The sequence below is a fragment of the Streptomyces sp. NPDC048383 genome (genome assembly GCF_040651775.1).
Lineage (GTDB): Bacteria > Actinomycetota > Actinomycetes > Streptomycetales > Streptomycetaceae > Streptomyces.
This window is the reverse complement of sequence record NZ_JBEZKS010000029.1, coordinates 45,667-64,925: the sequence shown is the minus strand read 5'-3', so window position 1 is coordinate 64,925 and position 19,259 is coordinate 45,667. Positions and strand designations below refer to the sequence as shown.

At 73.3% G+C, this 19,259-nt stretch carries 17 protein-coding genes; 6 read left to right on the top strand and 11 right to left on the bottom strand.

Annotation, left to right across the window (positions count from 1 at the left end; genetic code table 11):
- Position 1 precedes the first annotated feature (1 nt).
- On the top strand, positions 2-583 hold the full coding sequence (gene recX, locus AB0D46_RS20705; RefSeq protein WP_362879328.1) for a recombination regulator RecX: 582 nt from the start codon (positions 2-4) through the stop codon (positions 581-583).
- Positions 584-691: 108 nt separating this feature from the next.
- Positions 692-3,265, top strand: coding sequence for an ABC transporter permease (locus tag AB0D46_RS20700; protein ID WP_362879326.1), 2,574 nt, complete (start codon positions 692-694; stop codon positions 3,263-3,265).
- A 126-nt stretch (positions 3,266-3,391) separates the two neighbouring features.
- Here the strand turns inward: AB0D46_RS20700 and AB0D46_RS20695 are convergent, their stop codons facing one another.
- The 8 genes from AB0D46_RS20695 to AB0D46_RS20660 all read right to left on the bottom strand — a co-directional run bounded on the left by AB0D46_RS20695 (position 3,392) and on the right by AB0D46_RS20660 (position 9,673).
- On the bottom strand, positions 3,392-3,787 hold the full coding sequence (locus tag AB0D46_RS20695; protein ID WP_362879364.1) for a rhodanese-like domain-containing protein: 396 nt from the start codon (positions 3,785-3,787) through the stop codon (positions 3,392-3,394).
- Complete coding sequence (locus AB0D46_RS20690) at positions 3,778-4,344, bottom strand: cysteine dioxygenase (protein ID WP_362879324.1); 567 nt, start codon at positions 4,342-4,344, stop codon at positions 3,778-3,780. The genes AB0D46_RS20695 and AB0D46_RS20690 overlap by 10 nt, the downstream gene beginning before the upstream one ends.
- 78 nt (positions 4,345-4,422) lie before the next feature.
- A complete protein-coding gene (locus tag AB0D46_RS20685; protein ID WP_311318651.1) occupies positions 4,423-4,509 on the bottom strand; it encodes a putative leader peptide in 87 nt (28 codons plus the stop codon).
- Between the two features lie 33 nt (positions 4,510-4,542).
- Complete coding sequence (locus AB0D46_RS20680) at positions 4,543-6,123, bottom strand: FAD-dependent monooxygenase (RefSeq protein WP_362879322.1); 1,581 nt, start codon at positions 6,121-6,123, stop codon at positions 4,543-4,545.
- 192 nt (positions 6,124-6,315) lie between these two features.
- Positions 6,316-7,194 (bottom strand): amino acid ABC transporter permease, encoded by an 879-nt coding sequence (locus AB0D46_RS20675; RefSeq protein ID WP_362879320.1) that lies wholly within the window; start codon positions 7,192-7,194, stop codon positions 6,316-6,318.
- Positions 7,191-7,865 (bottom strand): amino acid ABC transporter permease, encoded by a 675-nt coding sequence (locus tag AB0D46_RS20670; protein ID WP_362879319.1) that lies wholly within the window; start codon positions 7,863-7,865, stop codon positions 7,191-7,193. The genes AB0D46_RS20675 and AB0D46_RS20670 overlap by 4 nt, the downstream gene beginning before the upstream one ends.
- Before the next feature lie 83 nt (positions 7,866-7,948).
- Complete coding sequence (locus AB0D46_RS20665) at positions 7,949-8,803, bottom strand: glutamate ABC transporter substrate-binding protein (protein ID WP_362879317.1); 855 nt, start codon at positions 8,801-8,803, stop codon at positions 7,949-7,951.
- Between the two features lie 84 nt (positions 8,804-8,887).
- Positions 8,888-9,673: an amino acid ABC transporter ATP-binding protein gene (locus AB0D46_RS20660; protein WP_362879315.1), complete on the bottom strand. Its 786-nt coding sequence runs from the start codon at positions 9,671-9,673 to the stop codon at positions 8,888-8,890.
- Positions 9,674-9,955: 282 nt separating this feature from the next.
- Between AB0D46_RS20660 and AB0D46_RS20655 the strand changes: the two genes are divergently transcribed.
- Both AB0D46_RS20655 and AB0D46_RS20650 read left to right on the top strand, forming a co-directional pair.
- Positions 9,956-10,672, top strand: a complete 717-nt coding sequence (locus AB0D46_RS20655) for a response regulator transcription factor (RefSeq protein ID WP_362879314.1) — start codon at positions 9,956-9,958, stop codon at positions 10,670-10,672.
- A 12-nt stretch (positions 10,673-10,684) separates the two neighbouring features.
- Entirely contained in the window at positions 10,685-12,097 is a 1,413-nt protein-coding gene (locus AB0D46_RS20650; RefSeq protein WP_362879312.1) for a HAMP domain-containing sensor histidine kinase, read from the top strand.
- A gap of 13 nt (positions 12,098-12,110) precedes the next feature.
- On the opposite strand, the gene AB0D46_RS20645 is transcribed toward AB0D46_RS20650, so the two are convergent.
- A complete protein-coding gene (locus AB0D46_RS20645; RefSeq protein WP_362879310.1) occupies positions 12,111-14,222 on the bottom strand; it encodes an endo-beta-N-acetylglucosaminidase in 2,112 nt (703 codons plus the stop codon).
- Between the two features lie 54 nt (positions 14,223-14,276).
- A complete protein-coding gene (locus AB0D46_RS20640) occupies positions 14,277-15,527 on the bottom strand; it encodes a glycosyl hydrolase (RefSeq protein WP_362879308.1) in 1,251 nt (416 codons plus the stop codon).
- Between the two features lie 423 nt (positions 15,528-15,950).
- On the opposite strand from AB0D46_RS20640, the gene AB0D46_RS20635 reads away from it, so the two are divergent.
- Both AB0D46_RS20635 and AB0D46_RS20630 read left to right on the top strand, forming a co-directional pair.
- Complete coding sequence (locus tag AB0D46_RS20635; RefSeq protein WP_362879306.1) at positions 15,951-17,021, top strand: LacI family DNA-binding transcriptional regulator; 1,071 nt, start codon at positions 15,951-15,953, stop codon at positions 17,019-17,021.
- 96 nt (positions 17,022-17,117) lie between these two features.
- Positions 17,118-18,041 (top strand): ROK family protein, encoded by a 924-nt coding sequence (locus tag AB0D46_RS20630; protein WP_362879363.1) that lies wholly within the window; start codon positions 17,118-17,120, stop codon positions 18,039-18,041.
- Between the two features lie 84 nt (positions 18,042-18,125).
- Here the strand turns inward: AB0D46_RS20630 and AB0D46_RS20625 are convergent, their stop codons facing one another.
- Positions 18,126-19,121, bottom strand: a complete 996-nt coding sequence (locus AB0D46_RS20625) for a TAXI family TRAP transporter solute-binding subunit (protein ID WP_362879304.1) — start codon at positions 19,119-19,121, stop codon at positions 18,126-18,128.
- Positions 19,122-19,259 lie beyond the last annotated feature (138 nt).

The window sequence follows — 19,259 nt, the reverse complement described above, 5'->3', positions numbered from 1 at the left end:
CGTGCGGGAGCAGGAAAGGGGCGGCGGAGGCGGCCGTGAAGGCCGCGGTCAGGAGCTGCCGCCCCAGAGTCCCGAGGAGCAGGCGCGGGCGATCTGCCTGCGGCTGCTCACCGGGATGCCCCGCACCAGGCGGCAGCTCGCGGACGCCCTGGAGAAGCGGGGCATCCCCGAGGAGGTGTCGCAGGAGGTCCTCTCCCGGTACGAGGAGGTCGGCCTGATCGACGACGCGGCCTTCGCCGGGGCCTGGGTCGAGTCCCGCCACCGCGGCCGGGGCCTGGCCCGCCGCGCCCTCGCGCAGGAACTGCGGACCAAGGGGGTCCACACCACCCTCGTACAGGAGGCGCTGGAACAGCTGGACTCCGAGCAGGAGGAACGGACGGCCCGGGAACTCGTGGAGCGCAAGCTCCGCGCCACCCGCGGCCTGGACCGGGACAAGCGGATCCGGCGCCTCGCGGGCATGCTCGCCCGTAAGGGATATCCGGAGGGCATGGCCCTGCGGGTGGTCCGCCGCGCGCTGGAGGCGGAGGCCTACGAGGACGACCACACCGACGGCGCCGACGACCCGGGGTTCTCGACGGGCTGAGACGCGACGGCTGAGGCGCGACGGCGGGCCGGGGTGGGGGTAGCCCCCGGGCGGGGACGCCGGAACGCTCCAATGTGAGGGAGCGGGCCCGGCGGCAGAGTTGCCCGCATGATGCTGCGTTACGCCCTCCAGACCGTCCGGGACCGCACAGCCGGCTTCCTCGGCGCCTTCGTCGCCCTCGTGTGCGCCGCGGCCCTGATCACCGCGTGCGGCACGCTGCTGGAAACCGGACTCCGCGGCCGGATCGCCACCGAGCGGTACGCGGCCGCGCCGGTGGTCGTCTCCGCCGACCAGAACGTCCACCGGACCACGGTCACGCAGAAGAAGGGCAAGACCAAGACGAAGCACAAGGCCAAGCCCGTCGCCGAGCGGGCCTGGCTGCCGGCCGGCGCCGTCGACACCGTCCGTGCCGTCCCCGGAGCCCTGCGCGTCGTACCCGAGCTGACCTTCCAGGCCGTGCCCGTCGGCTTGGCGGCGTCGGGCGGTCGGGCCGCGTCCGGCGGCGCGCCCTCGTACGGACACGCCTGGACCTCCGCAGTCCTCACCCCCTTCGCGCTCACCGACGGCCGCGCCCCGCAGAGCGGCGACGAGGTCGTCATCGACGGGGCACTGGCCGCCCGGGCCGGACTGGAGGCCGGAGCGCGACTCACCGTGCAGGCCACCGGGGAACCGAAGGCGTACACGGTCAGCGGGGTGGCGCGGCCGGCCGGCGGCGACCTCACCCGGCAGGAAGCCCTGTTCTTCAGCGACGCCGAGGCCGAGCGGCTCGCCGACCGGGCCAACTGGGTCGCCGCCATCGCGGTGGTGCCGGCGCCCGGAGTGACCCCCGCGGAGCTCGCCGGCAGGGTCGCGCAGGCCTTGAAGGCCACCCCGCGGACCGCCACCGCACAGGTCGCCGTCGGGGACGCCCGGGGGCCGGTCGAGTTCCCGGACGCGGCCGGCGCCCGGATCAAACTGGTCTCCATGGGCGGGGCCATGGGCGGCACCTCCCTGCTCGTCGCCGTCCTGGTGGTCGTCGGCACCTTCGCCCTCTCCGTCCAGCAGCGCCACCGCGAACTCGCCCTGCTGCGTGCCATCGCCGCTACCCCGCGCCAACTGCGGAGCATGATCGGCCGCGAGGCGCTGATCGTCGGACTCGCCGCCGGGGTCGTCGGTGCGGTGGCCGGGCTGCCCCTCGCCGCCTGGCTGTACGGCCGCTTCGTCACCACCGGGGTCGTTCCGGCGACCCTGGAGCGCACCGCGGGGATCTTCCCGATGTGCGTCGCGGTCGGGGCGAGCCTGCTCGGCGCCTGGGCCGCCGCCCGGATCACCGGCCGGCGCATCACCCGGATCCGTCCCGCCGAGGCTCTGGCCGAAGCCGCCGTCGAGCGCGGACGCCCCGCCTGGATCCGCACCCTCGCCGGGCTGCTGCTGCTCGCCGGCGGGGCCGCCCTGGTCGTCGTACTCGGATCGTTGCGCACGGAGCCGGCGTCGACGCCGGTGACCTTCCTGACCGTGGTGGTGCTGGCCGGAGCGGTCTCGCTGCTCGGACCCTGGCTGGTGCGGGCGACCGCGGCGCTGCTCGCCGGACCGCTGTCGCTGACCGGCGCCGGCGGTCACCTGGCCACCGCGAACCTGCGCGGCAACGCCACCCGCATGGCCGCCGCCGTCACCCCCCTCGCGCTGCTCGTCGGGATGACCTGCACCGTGCTCTTCGTCACCCCCACCCTCGGTGACGCGGCCCGCGCCCAGGGGCGGGAAGGCACGCGGGCCCCGTGGGTGCTCGCCGCGCGGGGCCCCGGCGTGACCCCGGCCGCCGCCGAACGGATCCGCCGCACGCCCGGGGTCACGGCGGCCACCGAGGTCGTACGTACGTCGGTGCGGGTCGGCCTGACCAAGTACGGGGCGCAGGGTGTGACCCCGGCCGGGCTGACCCGGACCTGGGACCCGGCCGTCACGAGCGGGAGCCTGGACGGCTTCGGCGAGGACGGCGCGGCAGTGAGCGAACTGGCCGCCGACGAGTTGGGGCTCAAGCCGGGCAGCCCGCTGGAACTGACCCTCGGGGACGGCACGCCCGCGACCCTCACGGTCCGCGCCGTCTACGCGCGGGGGCTCGGATTCGGGGACCTGACGCTCCCGCACACTCTGCTGGCCGCGCACGTGGACAACCCGCTGGCCTCCGCCGTACTGGTGGCGACGGAGCCGGGCACCGGGCGGGACCGGCTGACCGCCGCGCTGAAGGACCGCCCCGAGGTGGCGGTGCTGTCCGCCGCGGCCGCCGACGCGGCGCGGGCCGACCAGCAGCAGGCCGGGGCCGAGATCAACCTCCTCGCCATGGGCCTCGTACTGGCCTTCACCGCCGTCTCGGTGGTCAACACCCTGGCGATGTCGACCGCCGAACGGTTCCGGGAGTTCGCGATGCTGCGGCTGGCCGGCGCCAAGCGCCGCCAGGTGCTGCGGATGATCCGTACGGAGACCCTGGCCGTGGTGCTGACCGGGGTGGTGCTCGGCTCCGGCATCGCGCTGTCCGTGCTCACCGCCTTCAGCCTGGGCATGACCGGTTCGGTCGCCCCGGCCGTCCTGGCGCCGGTGTACGCGCTGGTCGTCGGGGTGGCCGGGCTGCTGGCGCTGGTGGCCACCGCGGTGCCCGGGCGGTTCGCCCTGCGGGTGGCCCCGGTGGACGTGGCGACGTCCAAGGCATGACGAGTGTGACGCGTAGGACGCGCATGACGGATGAGGCTGTTGCGGCCGATATGACGGCCGGGTCGGTGCCCTGTCGCCCGGTCGGTGCCCCGAACGAACGGGGCACGGGCCGGCACCACGCGCGCGTCAGGGGCCGGTGACGGGCAGACCGGCCGACTTCCAGGCCTGGAACCCGCCCGTCAGGTCCGTCGCCCGGTGCAGACCCAGCGTGTGGAGGGAGGCCGCGGCGAGGGAGGAGGCGTAGCCCTCGTTGCAGATCACGATCACTTCGAGGTCGTGGTCCGTGGCCTGCGCGATGCGGTGCGAGCCCCGGGGATCGAGGCGCCACTCCAGCTCGTTGCGTTCGATGACCACCGCTCCCGGGATCAGCCCGTCCCGCTCGCGCAGCGCCTGGTAGCGGATGTCCACCAAGAGGGCCCCGGCCAGGGACGCCTCGTGGGCGGCCCGCGCCTCGACGCGGGTGTAGCCCTCGCGGACCCGCTCCAGGAACTCGTCGATGCCGACGGGGGCGCTCACTGCCAGTCCGCCGGACGCTCGACCTGCTCCAGGGTGAGGACCGGGCCGTTGCGGCTGTAGCGGCGGATCAGCGGCAGCGGCGGGTAGTACGCGTGGACGGAGACGGCGTGCTCGGTGCCCGATTCGTTGCGCACCTCGTGGACGTGGTGCTCGCCGAAGTCGCGTCCGGTCCCGGCGGTCAGCGCGCGGGTACGGTCCACCCCGTCGGCCAGTTCCAGGCTCTGCCAGCCCTCGGAGGGGAGGCGTACGGACAGGGAGTGCTCGGTGAGCCGGCCCCGGGCGGTGGCGAACGCTCCGCGCGACTCGGCGTGGTCGTGCCAACCGGTGCCGGTGCCCGGCGGCCAACCGATCAGCCAGGCCTCACTGCCGCCCGGACCGTCCAGACGGATCCAGGTGCGGCCCTCCGGGTCCAGGGGCAGCGAATCGACGACCGCGGGATCGGCGGCGGTGCGCAGGGCGAAGGCGAGCAGCTCGGCCGCCGTCGGACCGGAGCCGGGGGAGACGGGGAAGGCGGAGGGCGCGGGAACGTGCAGGGGGGCGGGCGCGTGCGTCGGCGCAGACATGGGGTGATGACCGTCCTGGGAGTTCGCGAAGGTGCGCGGGGGCCCGGAAGGGCACGGGGCGCGCGGAGGGAAGGCGAATCAGCAGGAAGGGCGACACACGCAGCCCGCGTAGCGGAGCAGGTCCATGTGAACCCTCCGCCACAGGCGTACGTCGTTGCCGGTCATGTCCGCGAGTGAACCACGAGGTGCCGAGAACGGTCAATCGATCACGGCTGTAGGCGTGGTGGAGGCGGTCGGCGCGGCCTCCGGCGCACCACCGCGCACGGCGTCCGCGGCCTCGTACAGTTCCGCCGGCCGGACCCCCTCGAACGTGGCCGCCAGGTGCCCGTCGGGCCGCACGAGGAGCACGGTGTGTGCCGGGGCCCCGGGGTACGAGTCCGCCACCAGCAGCTCGGCCCGTACCGGCAGCGCGGTCACCGCCGCCGCCAGTCGGGGCATCAGTCCGGCGCCCACCCAGTGCCGCCGGTCCCAGACGCCGGTGCCCGGGGCGACGAGCAGCACCAGCAGCCGACCGCGGCCGAGCAGGTCGCGCAGCGGGACGGTCGCCCCGTCGGGGGCGGTGACCGGGACGTTCGCCACCGGACCGCCGGGTTCCGTCGCCGTCGGCACCTCGTGCACGGCGACCGGCGGGGCGTACACGGGCTCCGCGCCCAGCGGGCCCCGGCCGAGGTGGCCGTCGGTCAGCAGGGAGTGCGCGGAACGCGTCGATCCGGGGAGCAGGGTGCGCAGGCCGACCCCGCCGCGCAGGGCGGGCATGGCCTGGTCGGCGGCGCGCAGTCGGGCGGCGACGGCGGTGCGCCGTTCCTCCTCGTAGCTGTCGAGCAAGGTCTCCGAGGCCCCCTGGTGCCAGGCCTGGGCCAGCTTCCAGGCCAGGTTCTCGGCGTCGCGCAGCCCCTCCTCGACCCCCTGGGTGCCGAGCGCGCCCAGCAGGTGGGCGGCGTCCCCGGCGAGGAAGGCCCGCCCGTCGCGCCAGCGCAGGGCGAGGCGGTGGTGCAGGGTGTGCACCCCGGTGTCGATCAGCTCGTACGGCGGAGTCGTGCCCCCGCACCAGCCCGCCAGGGTGTCCCGGATCAGGGTGACGAGCGCGTCCGGGGTGACCAGGTCGCCTCGGGACGGGAGTAGCCAGTCGAGGCGCCAGACCCCGTCGGGCAGCGGCCGCGCGGTGACCTCCTCGGGGCCGGCGGGCGGGTTGCGGTGCAGCAACGCCTCCCCGGGCCAGGGCAGTTCGGCACGCAGCGCGGCCACGGCGTGCCGCTCGACAGCAGTCCGGCCGGGGAAGCGGATGCCGAGGAGCTTGCGCACGGTGGAGCGGGCGCCGTCGCAGCCGACGAGGTGGCTGCCGCGCCACCAGGTGGTCTCGGAGCCCCGGGTGTGCGCGGTGATGCCGCGCTCGTCCTGCTCCAGGGAGTCCAGCTTGCAGTCGGTGACCAGCTGGATCAGCGGGTGGGTGGTGGCCGAGTCGCGCAGGCCGCGGGCCAGGGCGTGCTGCGGCAGGTGCAGGGGGGCGGGACGGTCCTCGAAGGTGATCCGCGAGGATTCCTGACGGCGCCTCATGGTGCGCCAGGCCGCGAAGCGCGCGCCCTCGTCGCGCAACGTCGTACAGCCCAGCCGGTGCGCCATGGCCGCCGTGTCGGCGTGCAGGACGACGGAACGGGCGGGCCGGGGCTCGTCCTTGCCGGGTCCCTCGTCGAGCAGGACGGACGGCACGCCGTGGCCGGCCAGGGCGAGGGCGAGGGACAGCCCGACGGGTCCCGCGCCGACGACGATCACCGGGTCCATGGCGCGGCTCCCGATGTCCGGTATGTGATCACAGAACGTATGCAACCCACTGAAGGTGCCCGCGTCAAGTGACACCCGTCGCGACAACGCCGCGTGGTGCGGCGGAAGAGTTCCGCCGCACCACGCGGGCTACGCACTATGACTGACTCTATGTCAGGCCCGGAGGTCGGGCCGACCGGAGTGGCTATCGGGTCACATGGCCCGGCCGGTGGCCATGTCACCGACGTCGGCGACGCCGACCACCGCTCCGGTGCCCTTCGTGGACTTGCGCTGCCGGCCTTCGAGCCAGGACGCGAAGCTCGTGAGGGCGAAGTTGACCGCGATGTAGATCAGCGCGATCACGACGAAGGTCGCGATGGTGTTGCTGTAGTTCGCGGAGATCTGCCGAGCCGTCGACAGGAGCTCGGTGAGGCCGAGCAGGGTGCCGCCGAGCGCGGTGTCCTTGAGGATCACCACGAGCTGGCTGACCAGGGCCGGCAGCATCGCGGTGACGGCCTGCGGGATCAGCACGTGGACCATGGTCTGGCCCTTGCGCATGCCGATCGCCTTGGCCGCGTCCGACTGGCCGCTGGGCAGGGACTGCACGCCCGCCCGGACGATCTCGGCGATGACCGAAGCGTTGTAGAGCACCAGGCCGGCGACCACCGCGTACAGGGGACGGATGTCGGAGGAGATCGGCGTGAACTCCACGAAGAAGGCCGAGCCGAAGATCATCAACATCAGCACCGGGATGGCGCGGAAGAACTCGACGAACGTGCCGACGGGGACCCGCACCCAGGCGTGGTCGGACAGCCGACCGATGCCGAGCAGCGCACCCAGGGGCAGCGCGATCACCATCGCGAGCGCGCCCGCCTTGAGGGTCTCCAGCAGGCCGGGGATCAGGAACGTCGTCCAGACCTGGCTGTCGGTGACGAAGGGGGACCACTTCTCGCCGTCGAGCTGGCCCTTCTCCGACATGAGGCCCAGCGCCCACCACAGGGCCAGGCCGAGCAGGATGACGAAGACGACGGTGTAGATCCAGTTCCGGGACTTCGCCTTCGGGCCCGGGGCGTCGTACAGCACGGAGTTCATCGCTTCACCGCCACTCGCTTGGCCACCCAGCCCAGCAGCAGGCCGGTGGGCAGGGTCAGCAGGACGAAACCGAGGGCGAAGACGCCGAAGACGGCGAAGAGTGCCTGGGCCTCGTTCTCGACCATTTCCTTCATCAGCAGGGCCGCTTCGGCCACGCCGATGGCCGCAGCCACCGTGGTGTTCTTGGTGAGTGCGATCAGTACGTTGGTGAGCGGCGCGATGACCGCACGGAAGGCCTGGGGGAGCACGATCAGCGTGAGCACCTGGAAGAAGCTCAGGCCCAGCGCGCGGGCGGCCTCCGCCTGCCCCACGGGCACGGTGTTGATGCCCGAGCGCAGTGCCTCGCAGACGAAGGTGCCGGTGTAGGCCGAGAGTCCGAGGACCGCGAGCCGGAAGCCGGTCTCCTTGAACGTCTCGCCGCCCAGTGAAATGCCCAGCGTCTCGCTGAGGCCCAGCGAGCAGGCGATGATCAGCAGGGTCAGCGGGGTGTTGCGGACCACGTTGACGTACGTGGTGCCGAAGCCGCGCATCAGCGGGACCGGGCTGACCCGCATCCCGGCCAGGACGGTTCCCCATATGAGGGACCCGGCCGCCGAATAGAGGGTGAGCTGAACCGTCACCCAGAAGGCTCCGAGCACGTCGTACTGCCCGGAATCAAGAAAGTCGAACACGTTGCCCTGCGCTCTCCCCAGAGTGGCCGGTGAGGGGCGCCGCCGCCCGCGGCAGGCGGGCGGCGGCGCCCCTCACCGGGGAATCAGCTGCCTTCGGTGATCTGCGGGGCAGGCTCGTTCTTGTAGTCGGCCGGACCGAAGTTCTTCTTCACGGCCGCTTCCCAGGAACCGTCCGAAACCATCTTCTTCAGCGCGGCGTTGATCTTGGTCTGGAGGTCCTTGTCGCCCTTCTTCAGACCGATGCCGTAGTTCTCGTTGCTCATGTTGAGCCCGACGAGCTTGAACTTGCCCTTGTTCTTCTCCTGCGCGGCGTAGCCGGCCAGGATCGAGTTGTCCGTCGTCAGCGCGTCGATCGACTTGCTCTCCAGGCCGGTGAGGCACTCGGAGTAGCCGGCGGATTCCTTCAGGTCGGCCTCGGGGGCCAGCTTGGTCTTGACGTTCTGCGCGGAGGTGGAGCCGGTGACCGAGCAGAGCTTCTTCTTGTTCAGGTCCTCGGGCTTGGTGATGCTGGTGTCGTCGGCGCGAACCAGCAGGTCCTGGTGGGCGAGGAGGTACGGACCCGCGAAGTCCACCTTCTCCTTGCGCTTGTCGTTGATCGAGTAGCTGGCGACGATGAACTTGACGTCACCGTTCGAGATGAGGTTCTCGCGCTCGGCACTGATGGCCTGCTTGAACTCGATCTGGTTCGGCTCGTAACCGAGTTCCTTGGCCACGTAGGTGGCGACATCGACGTCGAAGCCCGTGTACTTGCCGTCGGGGGTCTTGAGGCCCACGCCGGGCTGGTCGAACTTGATGCCGATGACGACCTTGTCCTTGCCGCCGCCACCGGACGCGCCGGCGTCACTGGCCGACTTGTCGCTGTTGCCGCCACAGGCGGTCGCCGTCAGGGCAAGGGCGACGGCGACGGCCGCGGCCGCACCGACCTTGGAGATCTTCATGATGAACTTCCCTCGGGTGAGACGTGGTTGAGCGACGAGCGAGATGTGTGCTCCGTCGAACGGATCACTACCGGACGAGAAACGTCAGTGGTGCAGGATCTTCGACAGGAAGTCCTTGGCGCGGTCGCTGCGCGGGTTGCTGAAGAACTGCTCGGGCGTGGCCTGTTCGACGATCTTTCCGTCGGCCATGAAGACGACCCGGTTGGCGGCCGAGCGGGCGAAGCCCATCTCGTGCGTGACGACGACCATGGTCATCCCCTCCCGGGCGAGCTGCTGCATGACCTCCAGCACCTCGTTGATCATTTCCGGGTCGAGGGCCGAGGTCGGCTCGTCGAAGAGCATGACCTTGGGTTCCATCGCCAGCGCCCGGGCGATCGCGACGCGCTGCTGCTGGCCGCCGGACAACTGCGCCGGGTACTTGTCGGCCTGCGAGCCGACGCCCACCCGGTCCAGCAGCGACTGCGCCTTGTCGCGGGCGGCCGCCTGGTCGGTCTTGCGGACCTTGATCTGACCCAGCATGACGTTCTGCAGCACCGTCTTGTGCGCGAACAGGTTGAACGACTGGAACACCATGCCCACGTCGGCACGCAGCCGGGCGAGTTCCTTGCCCTCGGCCGGCAGCGGCTTCCCGTCGAGCGTGATGGTGCCCGAGTCGATCGTCTCCAGCCGGTTGATGGTTCGGCACAGCGTCGACTTGCCCGATCCCGAGGGACCGATCACCACGACGACCTCACCGCGGGCAATGCTCAGATCGACGTCCTGAAGCACGTGCAGCGCGCCGAAGTGCTTGTTGACGTTGCTCAGTACGACCAGGCCGTCCGCGGCACCGGCCGCGTCCTGCACGTCCTTGGTCACTGATACTCCGCTCATCGGCTTCTTGCTCCGTCCTCCGTCGGTTGGGAGGACAGTAGTGACGAGGCGCGCACACCGTCACCACATCTGAGGGAGAATTGAGCATAACGATCCGGCCTCGCCCGGATACGCTCCGTGCGTGGCCCCGCCCGGGGTGCTCCGGACGCGTACCGGGTGCATAACGGAAGACTCGCCGGACCGGAACCCCCTTGACGTGGGAGTCTCCATGGGCGTGGATGCATGGTGGCCCGTGTTGGGCCATTCTTCGTCCGGACGCCGTGAACAGGAAAGGGGGATGTCATGAGGCTGCTGCTCGTAGAGGACGACGACCACGTCGCCGCCGCCCTGTCCGCGATCCTCGCCCGGCACGGTTTCCGGGTGACCCACGCCCGCAGCGGCGAGGAGGCCCTCCAGGCGCTGCTGCCCGCCGGGTCCCCGCCCGGCGCCTCTCCCTACGGGGTGATCCTGCTCGACCTCGGTCTGCCCGACCAGGACGGCTACGAGGTCTGCGGCAAGATCCGCAAGCGCACCAGCACGCCCGTGATCATGGTGACCGCGCGGGCCGACGTCCGCTCCCGCATCCACGGCCTGAACATGGGCGCCGACGACTACGTCACCAAGCCGTACGACACCGGCGAGCTCCTCGCCCGCATCCACGCCGTCGCCCGGCGCACCGGCGCCTCCGAGGAGACCGCCACCGGCGGCACGGGATCCTCCGCCGCGGTCCGGCTCGGCCCCGTCTCCATCGAGCTGCCCACCCGCCGGGTCAGCGTCAACGGCGCCGACGTACCGCTCACCCGCAAGGAGTTCGACCTGCTGGCCCTGCTCGCGCAGCGGCCCGGCGTCGTCTTCCGGCGCGAGCAGATCATCAGCGAAGTCTGGCGCACCAGCTGGGAGGGCACCGGGCGCACCCTCGAAGTGCACGTGGCCTCGCTGCGCTCCAAGCTGGGCCTGCCCGCCCTCATCGAGACCGTCCGCGGGGTGGGCTACCGGCTCGTCACCCCGGCCGCGCCCTGACGGGCCCCTGCCGTGCGCGCCCGACTGCTGCCGCTCCTCGTCGTCCTCATGGCGGGCGTCCTGATCGCCCTCGGGTTCCCGCTCGCCGTGAGCCTGGCGGCCCGACAACAACAGGACGTCGTCGTCGACCGGATCGACGACAGCGCCCGCTTCGCCGCGCTCGCCCAGTTCGTCATCGACGCCGAGGGCTCCGGCTCCACCGGGGCCGACGAGCGCCAGGAGACCCTCCAGCAGGAACTCGCCCGCTACCAGGAGCTGTACGGCATCCGCGTCGGTATCTTCTACCGCGACGGGAACGCCCTGGTCAGGGCACCCGGCTGGTGGCAGCTCCCGGACGACGGCGAAGGCCGGTGGGCCTTCGTCGAGGCGCTCGCCGGGCGGCGCAGCCACGACCCGGGCCAGGTGTGGCCCTGGCAGACCCACGGCAAACTGCTCGTCGCCTCCCCGGTCGTCCTCGACGGGGACGTGGTCGCCGTCGTCGTCACCGAATCGCCCACCGACCAGATGCGCGCCCGGATCCTGCGGGGCTGGCTGTACACCACGGCCGGACTCGCCGCCGCCATGCTGCTGGCCTTCGGCGCCGCCCTGCGCCTCACCAGCTGGGTCCTCAAGCCCGTGCAGACGCTGGACGCCGCCGCCCACGGCATCGCGACCGGTCGCATGAACTCCCGCGTCGCGGCCTCCGGCGGGCCCCCCGAACTCCAACGCCTCGCCCGCTCGTTCAACGAGATGGCCGACAACGTGGAAGAGGTCCTGGAACAGCAGCGGGCGTTCGTCGCCGACGCCTCCCACCAACTGCGCAACCCCCTCGCCGCGCTGCTCCTGCGCATCGAGCTGCTCGCCCTCGAACTGCCCGAGGGCAACGAGGAGATCGCCTCCGTGCGGACCGAGGGCAAACGCCTCACCCAGGTCCTGGACGACCTCCTCGACCTCGCCCTGGCCGAACACGCCTCCGCCGAGATCAGCCTCACCGACATCGGGGCGCTGACCTCCGAGCGGGTCGCCTCCTGGCGGCCGTACGCGGAGGAGAAGGGCGTACGACTCACCGAGACGGGCCGCTCCGCCGTCACCGGCTGGGCCGACCCGATCGCCCTGTCCAGCGCGCTCGACGCCGTGATCGACAACGCCCTGAAGTTCACCCCCGAGGGAGAGCAGGTCGAGGTGTCCGTCTCCGCGGCCGGGCGCAGCGCGCTCATCGTCATCGCCGACCGGGGGCCCGGCCTCACCGAGGAGGAACTGCTGCGCGTCGGCGACCGGTTCTGGCGCAGCGGCCGGCACCAGAACGTCAAGGGCTCCGGCCTCGGCCTGTCGATCTCCCGGGCCCTGCTCGCCGGTGGCGGCGGCTCCCTCTCCTACGAGACGAACCCGCCGCACGGGCTGCGCGTGACGGTCGCCGTCCCGCGCACCGACCCCCACAACCCCTGACGCCCCGGGCCGGCTACCAGGACAGTTCGGTACGGGCCGGCGCGGAGGTCGCGTACGTCTCCCCGACCGACCGCAGCTCGAAGCGCGCCGCCCGCTCCCGGCCCGCCCGGGGGACGGAGGGGACGTACAGGGCGGCGGCGCAGGTGCCGCCGAGGAAGCGGCGGGTGCCGTCGGGGAGCAGGCGGTGGAGCTCGTAGTGCCGGACGGGCCCGGCTGCACGGTGCCAGGTGAGGCGGAGCTCGACGGTGTCGCCCCGCCGGGCGGTGGCGGCCGGCTCCAGATGGGTGGGCGGGGCCGGGTGCCGGGGAAGGGCGGTGTCGCGTACCGACAGGGCCCCGAGCCGCCAGGACACCGGCTCGTTCCCGCGTCCGGTGATCCGTACCGCGAGGGCGTACGCGGTCACCCCGGCCGGCGCCCCGAGGGGGACGCGGGTGGTGCGCCAACCCCGGCCGCCGCTCGGGGCCGCCGCGCGCAGCCAGGTGTAGGGGATCGGGTCGCCGGGTGCGGCCGGCTCGCGGGTGGCCACCCCGAACTCGACGACGACCGGGCCGGCCTCCGTACGGTGCACCAGCTCGGCGACCGTGGTGCGGGTCAGCGGGAGCCGGGTCGCGTGCAGGCCGACGGCGACGGGGGCGCCGGGCCGGCCCGCCACGAGGAGGCTCGAACCGCCGCGCCAGGCGTCCGCGAAGTCAAGGGTGACGGACGGCCGTTCACCGGCGGTGTCCACCACCCAGCGGCGGCCCGGCAGCCGGTCCTGGAGGGCGAGGTGGCTCCAGGGCGCGTCGCCGCGGACCTCGCCGTCCTCGTACCAGCGCAGTCCGTGACCGGTGTTGAACGAACAGGCGAAGGGCGGCCCGGTCACCGTGGAACGGTCGGCGACCACCGTGGCGGGCGCCCGCCAGTCCGATGCGGGTGCGGGCTTCGACGGGTCGAGGGACTCGCCGGTCCAGAACAGGTCGTCGGAGCGGTGGAACGCGCCGGGGGAGCGGTCGGTGAGGTGGTTGCGGGTCCACTCGGGACGGTGGAAGCCGTAGCTGACGACGTGGTCGCGATCGCGCGGCACGATCGCGTCCCAATGCACGCGTGAGTGGAACCCGTTGGACTCGACGTCCACGGCCGCCCACAGTTCGTGGCGGGAGCGGCCCAGCCGGTCGGCTAGCGCGCCGGAGGCGGCCAGCGTCGATGCGGTCCAGCGGAAGTCCACGAAGAGGGTGTCGGCGACCTTGCCGGCCCGGTCCTCGAAGAACTCCTGGTTGAGGGCGTTCAGCGCCCCCTGCCAGCCGACCCGGCCGGTGGTGTTCATGGCGTCGTACCAGGTGATGCGCAGGCCGTGCGGTTCGCCCGCGGCCCGCAGGGCGCGCAGGAACCCACGCATCCGGGACGCCAACGCGCCGTCCCCGCCGTCGGTCTCGGCGTTGACGAACCAGCCGTCGAAGCCGTGGGCCAGGGCGACCCGGACGAGTTGCTCCGCCGCGGGGAAGCGGCCGAGGGCGTCGCGCCGCACCAACTCGTGCGTCCACCGCAGGTCACCCCCGTAGGGGACGGGCGGCAGGAACACGTTGCCCAGGACCCGGACGCCGTTGCGGTGGGCGGCGTCCGTCACGGGGGCGTTCGGCGCGAGCACGACGCCCTCGCCGGCGGAACCGCCCCAGAAGACCAACTCGTCGATGTACGCCCAGTGCGTGAGCGCGTACGAGTCGGCCGTCGCCGAGCCCTGGGACGGGTTGCCGGCGGTCGGACCGAACGAGACGAGCGAGGCGATCCGGGCCTGCCCCGCGCGGGCGCCCGGGTGCGGGGGCACGGGGGTGAAGCGCGGGGCGAGCGGGACGGTCGCCGCGTTGTGAGCCAGGTCGGGGTCCGCCTCCGGGCTCCACGCCGACAACGAGCGCCACACGATCCCGGGCCCCGGCTCGCCCGGCGGGAGCGAGTGGGGGAACCAGTAGGAGGCGTACGGGGCGAGGACGGGCGCGGGGTCGGGAGTCGCCGCCCGCGCCGGGGCGACGGCCCCGACCGGCAGCGCGCCGGCGCCGGCGACCCCGGCGACCAGCACCGTACGCCGGGTCGGCTCCGGGGCGGCGCCGGCCGGGGACGTACGGGGGACTGCGCCCGGATCGGTCGCGGACATGCGGGTCTCCTCACGCGGGGCGGGGCGGTCGTGGCCGGTGCGGGGCCGTGCGGGTCAGGTCACGTCGTGCACCCGCAGCACCTCGGTGATGCCGCGCGCGGACAGGTGCGCCGGATCCCCGGCGTGCTCCGCCAGGACCACCGCCGGGCGCACCCCTTCGGCCGCCAACGAGGCCCAGGCTTCGAAGAACGCGCCGCCCGGGGCGCACGCCCGGGCCCGTGGCACCGGGCCCGCGGCCAGGGCGAGGGCGGTGGACCGGGGCGCGGGGTGGTGCGTACGGCCGCGCCACTGCCGGGCGATCCGGGCGACGGCGGCGCCGACCGGCTTGGTCCGGCGGTCGTTGGTGAGCAGGCCGAGGCCGTACTCCACCTCCGGGAAGTCCGCGAGATCCCGGGACACGTCGTGCGAGCACCACCAGGTCACCCCCCACAGGTCCGGGCAGTCCAGCGCGTTCGCCACGGTGGCCTCGGCGAACCGGGCGGCGTCGGCCGGCCCGATCAGCGGGGCGGGCGCCCCCACCTCCTGGAGCCACACCGGGCGGTGCGGGTCCGCCGCCCACGCCTTGGACAGCTCGATCAGGTAGGCGGCGTGGTGCTCGGTCGCCGTCCCGGTGGGCCCGTGGCGCTGCGCGGTGCCGTTGAACACCCAGGAGTGCACGGCGGTGGCCGCGCCCAACCGGGCCGCCTGCGCGGGGGTGAAGGGGTGCCGGTCCCGGTACCAGACGGCGTCGTACTCGGCGTGCAGGTGGAGGCGGCCCGGGGCGCCCTCCTCGCAGGCGGCCAGCATGCGCTCCAGCCAGCGCCGTGCCCGGTCGGGGGTGACGCGGTCGGGATCGGGATGCGGATCGTCGGCGAACTGGTTGATCTCGTTGCCCACGGTCATGCCGAGGAAGTGGGGGCGGTCGGCGAGGGCGGCGGCCAAGGTGCGCAGGTATTCCGCCTGGCCGGCGATGACGTCCGGGTCGTCGAAGATGCCGCGCCGGTGCCAGGTCGCCGTCCAGGAGGGCAGGAAGTCGAAGCTCGACAGGTGCCCCTGCAACCCGTCCACGGCGACGTCGAGCCCGCGGGCGGCCGCCGCGTCGGCGAGCGCGACCAACTGCTCGACGGCGCGCGGCCGGATCAGGGTGCGGTTCGGCTGGAACAACGGCCACAGCGGGAACACCCGGACGTGGTCCAGTCCGAGCGCGGCCACGGAGTCCAGATCGGCGTGGACCTCGTCGAGATCGAAGTCCAGCCAATGGTGGAACCACCCCCGGGTCGGGGCGTAATTCGCGCCGAAGCGCAGGGTGCGCGGGGCATGCGGCATGAAACGTCCCGGAGTTCGGAGAATTCACCGGACGCCTCAACCTGCCGCGCGGGGTCGGACAAAGTCAACAGGGCCTCGGGGCAGCGATTTCCAGGAGCCGGCGCATGGCCACTTATGCGCGTCGGTTCCTTGCCGGCCGGGCCGTGTGGGGTGGGGGAGGGTGGGACTAATGCGGTTTAGTCGGCGGTGCGAATACGGAAGGTTCGGAGGAAAAGGAGAGGGGACAACAAGCCGATTGGCGAGCCGATTCCGGTCCGCGCGGACGCGGAGGGCGGGGCCCGCGCAGGGCTGGATCGCGTACGGTCCGCCGCACACCGTCCCGGCGCGGTCCGGCGCGGTCCCGCGCGCTCCCACGCAGTCCCACGCAGTCCCATGTAGCCCTACGCAGCCCCACGCACCACGTCACCGAGGGATGAGGCAGGCATGGCCCGCAGACCCACCATCAAGGACATCGCCCGCCGCGCCGGGGTGTCCGAGAGCGCCGTCTCCTTCGCGCTCAACGACCGGCCCGGGGTGTCCGAGCGCACCCGCGCCCGGATCCGGCAGGTCGCGGAGGAACTCGGGTGGCAGCCCAACAGCGCGGCCCGCGCCCTCTCCGGCGAACGCTCCGGAGCCGTCGGGCTGGTCCTGGCCCGGCCCGCGCACACCCTCGGCGTCGAATCCTTCTTCCTCCAACTCGTCTCCGGCATCCAGGAAGTGCTCTCCGCGAGCCGCACCGCCCTGCTCTTCCAGGTCGTCGAGGACGTCGACGCCGAATGCTCCGTCCACCGCCGCTGGTGGGCCGAGCGCCGCGTGGACGGCGTCCTCGTCGTCGACCCGCGTACCCGCGACCCCCGCCCGGAACTGCTCGCCGCCCTCGGCCTGCCCGCCGTCCTGATCGGCGGGACCGCTACCGGGACGGCCGATCAGGACGGCGGCCCCGGCGAACCGGGAGCGAGCTGCCTCTCCTCCGTCCGGGCCGACGACGCCCGGGCCATGGCCGACGTACTGGGGCACCTGCACGCCCTCGGGCACCGCCGGATCGCCCACGTCGCGGGCCTGCCCGAACTCGCGCACACCGCCCGCCGCATCGCCTCGCTGCGCGCCGGGGCGCTGCGGCTCGGCCTCGCCGCGGACCAGGTGGAGTCGGTGACCACCGACTACTCCGACACCGAGGGCGCCGCCGCCACCCGCCGGCTCCTCGCGCGGCCACAACCGCCGACGGCGCTCGTGTACGACAACGACGTCATGGCGGTCGCGGGCAGCGCGGTCGCCGCCGCACTCGGCATCGCCGTACCCGGCGAACTCTCCATCGTGGCCTGGGACGACTCCGCCCTGTGCCGGGTCACCCACCCCCGACTGACCGCGCTGGTCCGCGACACCGCGGCATTCGGCCGGCTCGCCGCCGAGGAGCTCCTCGCCGTCCTCGCGGGCGCCGCGCCCCGCACCCGCGAGAGCGAGCTGCCCCGGCTCGAACCCCGGGAGAGTACGGCCCCACCGGCAGCCGCATACTGAAATCCGACCCCTTCCAGGAGCGCCACCGTGACCACTCCCACCCCAGCCCTCCCCGTGCCCCGCGCGGCCGCCGCAGCCGAAGCCGTAGGTCCGACCGTGGCGATCGACATCGGCGGAACGAAGATCGCCGGTGCGCTGGTCCACCCCGACGGCACGATGACGGCGGCCACCCGCCGCCCCACCCCGCACGGGGCGGACGCCGACGCGGTGATGGCGGCGGTCGACGAAGTCGTCGCCGACCTCTCCGAAGCGCCCCTGTGGCCACACGTGGTCCGCTGCGGCATCGGCAGCGCGGGCCCGGTGGACACCACGCGCGGCACCGTGAGCCCGGTCAACATCGGGGCCTGGCGGGACTTCCCCGTCCAGGCCCGGGTCGGCGCGGAACTCGCCGCCCGCGGCGCCCGGATCCCGACCGTCCTGGCGGGCGACGGCGTGGCCATGACCGCGGCGGAACACTGGCTGGGCGCCGCCCGGGGACACGCGAACGCCCTGTGCATGGTCGTCTCGACCGGCGTCGGCGGCGGCCTGATCCTCAACAACCAGCTCCACCCCGGCCCCACCGGCAACGCGGGCCACATCGGCCACATCAGCGTCGCCTTCGACGGGGAGCGATGCGTCTGCGGCGGCCACGGCTGCGTCGAATCCCTGGCCTCGGGGACCGCCATCGCGCGCTGGGCCCTGGCCCGGGGCTGGACCGGACCCGACCCCACGGCGGCCGGAGTCGCCGCCTCCGCCGCGGCGGGCGATCCCGTCGCCCGGGCCGCCTTCGACCGGGCCGGCCGCGCGCTCGCCGCCGCCATCGCGGCCACCGCCACGCTCGTCGAGACCGACATCGCCGTCATCGGGGGCGGGGTCGCCGCCGCGGGCGACACCCTCTTCGAACCGGTCCGCCGACACCTGGCCTCGTACGCGACCCTCGGCTTCGTCCAGGACCTCGAAGTCGTTCCCGCCGGGCTGGGGACCGACGCGGGTCTGATCGGCGCGGCGGCCGCGGCGATGATGCTGCTCCCGGCCGCCTGACGCCCAGCGGGCGGGACGGGACGGGCCTGTCAGGGGCAGGAGGGCTACAGCTTCGTCGGCGGGAGCGGCCGCGCCGCCGCGGGGCTACGGCTTGACCGACCGGTAGTACCGGCGGGCCCCTTCGTGCAGGTCCAGCGGGTCCGTGTAGATCGCCGTGCGCAGGTCGACCAACTGGGCCGCGTGCACCTGGCCCCCGATCCGGTCCCGGCTGAGGATCACCGTCCGCGTGAACTGCTCCGTCAGCTCCGGACTGGTGTCCTCCCGGGTCACCAGCAGGTTCGGGACCGCCACCGTCGCCACCGCGGAGGTGTTGCGGGCATACGCGTACGCGTCCTGCGGCATCACCGCCGCCCGGTAGTAGCGCGCCGGGCTGCCGCCCGCCTGGAGCTGCTCCACCAGGTCGCCGAGCTGCACCAGCCGGATCTCGAAGCGTTCCGACAGCTTCCGCACCGCGCTGGTCGGGAGTCCACCCGACCAGAAGAAGGCGTCGATCCGTCCCGCCTCCAGCTCCGCCGGCATGGTGTCGATCCCTATGGCCACCGGAGTGATGTCCCGCTTCGGATTCAGCTTGGCCGCGGTCAGCAGCCGCTCCGAGATCAGCCGCACCCCGGAGCCGTCCTGGCCGATCGCGACCCGCTTGCCCCGCAGGTCACGGGCCGACTGCACCGGCGACGCGGCGGGCACCACCAGCTGCACGTAGTCGTCGTAGAGCCGCGCGCAGCCCCGCAGCCCATCCGCGCCCGGCTTGCCGTCGAGGCGGTACTTGGACACCGCGTCGGCCGTCGCCACCGTGAAGTCGGCCTGCCCCGCGGCCACCCGCTCCAGGTTCTGCTGCGAGCCCTCGCTCGTCTCCAGCTCCACCCGCATCCCGGGCATGTCCTGCGCGAGGGCCTGCTCCAGCAGCTGCCCGTAGGTGTGGTAGACGCCGGTACGGACGCCCGAGCTGAAGGTGAGGTCCCCCTTCAGCTCCGGTTCGCCGAAGGGACGCAGCCACCACAGCAGCGCCACGAGCACGGCCAGCACCGCCACCAGGCCCCGAAGGGCGCGGCGCCGGCCGGCGGTGGTCGGGAGGAGGGGCATGCCGGCGATCCTGCCACTCGTCCGCCGTCCTGTCACGGCGGGCCGCCTGCCACCGGGCCCCGCGCGGTGCGCGGGCCCGTCGACCGCTGCCGCGTCGGCGGCCCGGGACCAACCCGTACCCTTGTGGGGTGAGTGTCG

Excerpts from the sequence above, each read along its gene's own strand:
- AB0D46_RS20700 (WP_362879326.1), top strand. The coding sequence starts at position 692 with ATGATGCTGCGTTACGCCCTCCAGACCGTCCGGGACCGCACAGCCGGC.
- AB0D46_RS20690 (WP_362879324.1), bottom strand. The coding sequence starts at position 4,344 with ATGTCTGCGCCGACGCACGCGCCCGCCCCCCTGCACGTTCCCGCGCCC.
- AB0D46_RS20685 (WP_311318651.1), bottom strand. The coding sequence starts at position 4,509 with ATGACCGGCAACGACGTACGCCTGTGGCGGAGGGTTCACATGGACCTG.
- AB0D46_RS20680 (WP_362879322.1), bottom strand. The coding sequence starts at position 6,123 with ATGGACCCGGTGATCGTCGTCGGCGCGGGACCCGTCGGGCTGTCCCTC.
- AB0D46_RS20675 (WP_362879320.1), bottom strand. The coding sequence starts at position 7,194 with ATGAACTCCGTGCTGTACGACGCCCCGGGCCCGAAGGCGAAGTCCCGG.
- AB0D46_RS20665 (WP_362879317.1), bottom strand. The coding sequence starts at position 8,803 with ATGAAGATCTCCAAGGTCGGTGCGGCCGCGGCCGTCGCCGTCGCCCTT.
- AB0D46_RS20660 (WP_362879315.1), bottom strand. The coding sequence starts at position 9,673 with ATGAGCGGAGTATCAGTGACCAAGGACGTGCAGGACGCGGCCGGTGCC.
- AB0D46_RS20655 (WP_362879314.1), top strand. The coding sequence starts at position 9,956 with ATGAGGCTGCTGCTCGTAGAGGACGACGACCACGTCGCCGCCGCCCTG.
- AB0D46_RS20645 (WP_362879310.1), bottom strand. The coding sequence starts at position 14,222 with ATGTCCGCGACCGATCCGGGCGCAGTCCCCCGTACGTCCCCGGCCGGC.
- AB0D46_RS20640 (WP_362879308.1), bottom strand. The coding sequence starts at position 15,527 with ATGCCGCATGCCCCGCGCACCCTGCGCTTCGGCGCGAATTACGCCCCG.
- AB0D46_RS20635 (WP_362879306.1), top strand. The coding sequence starts at position 15,951 with ATGGCCCGCAGACCCACCATCAAGGACATCGCCCGCCGCGCCGGGGTG.
- AB0D46_RS20625 (WP_362879304.1), bottom strand. The coding sequence starts at position 19,121 with ATGCCCCTCCTCCCGACCACCGCCGGCCGGCGCCGCGCCCTTCGGGGC.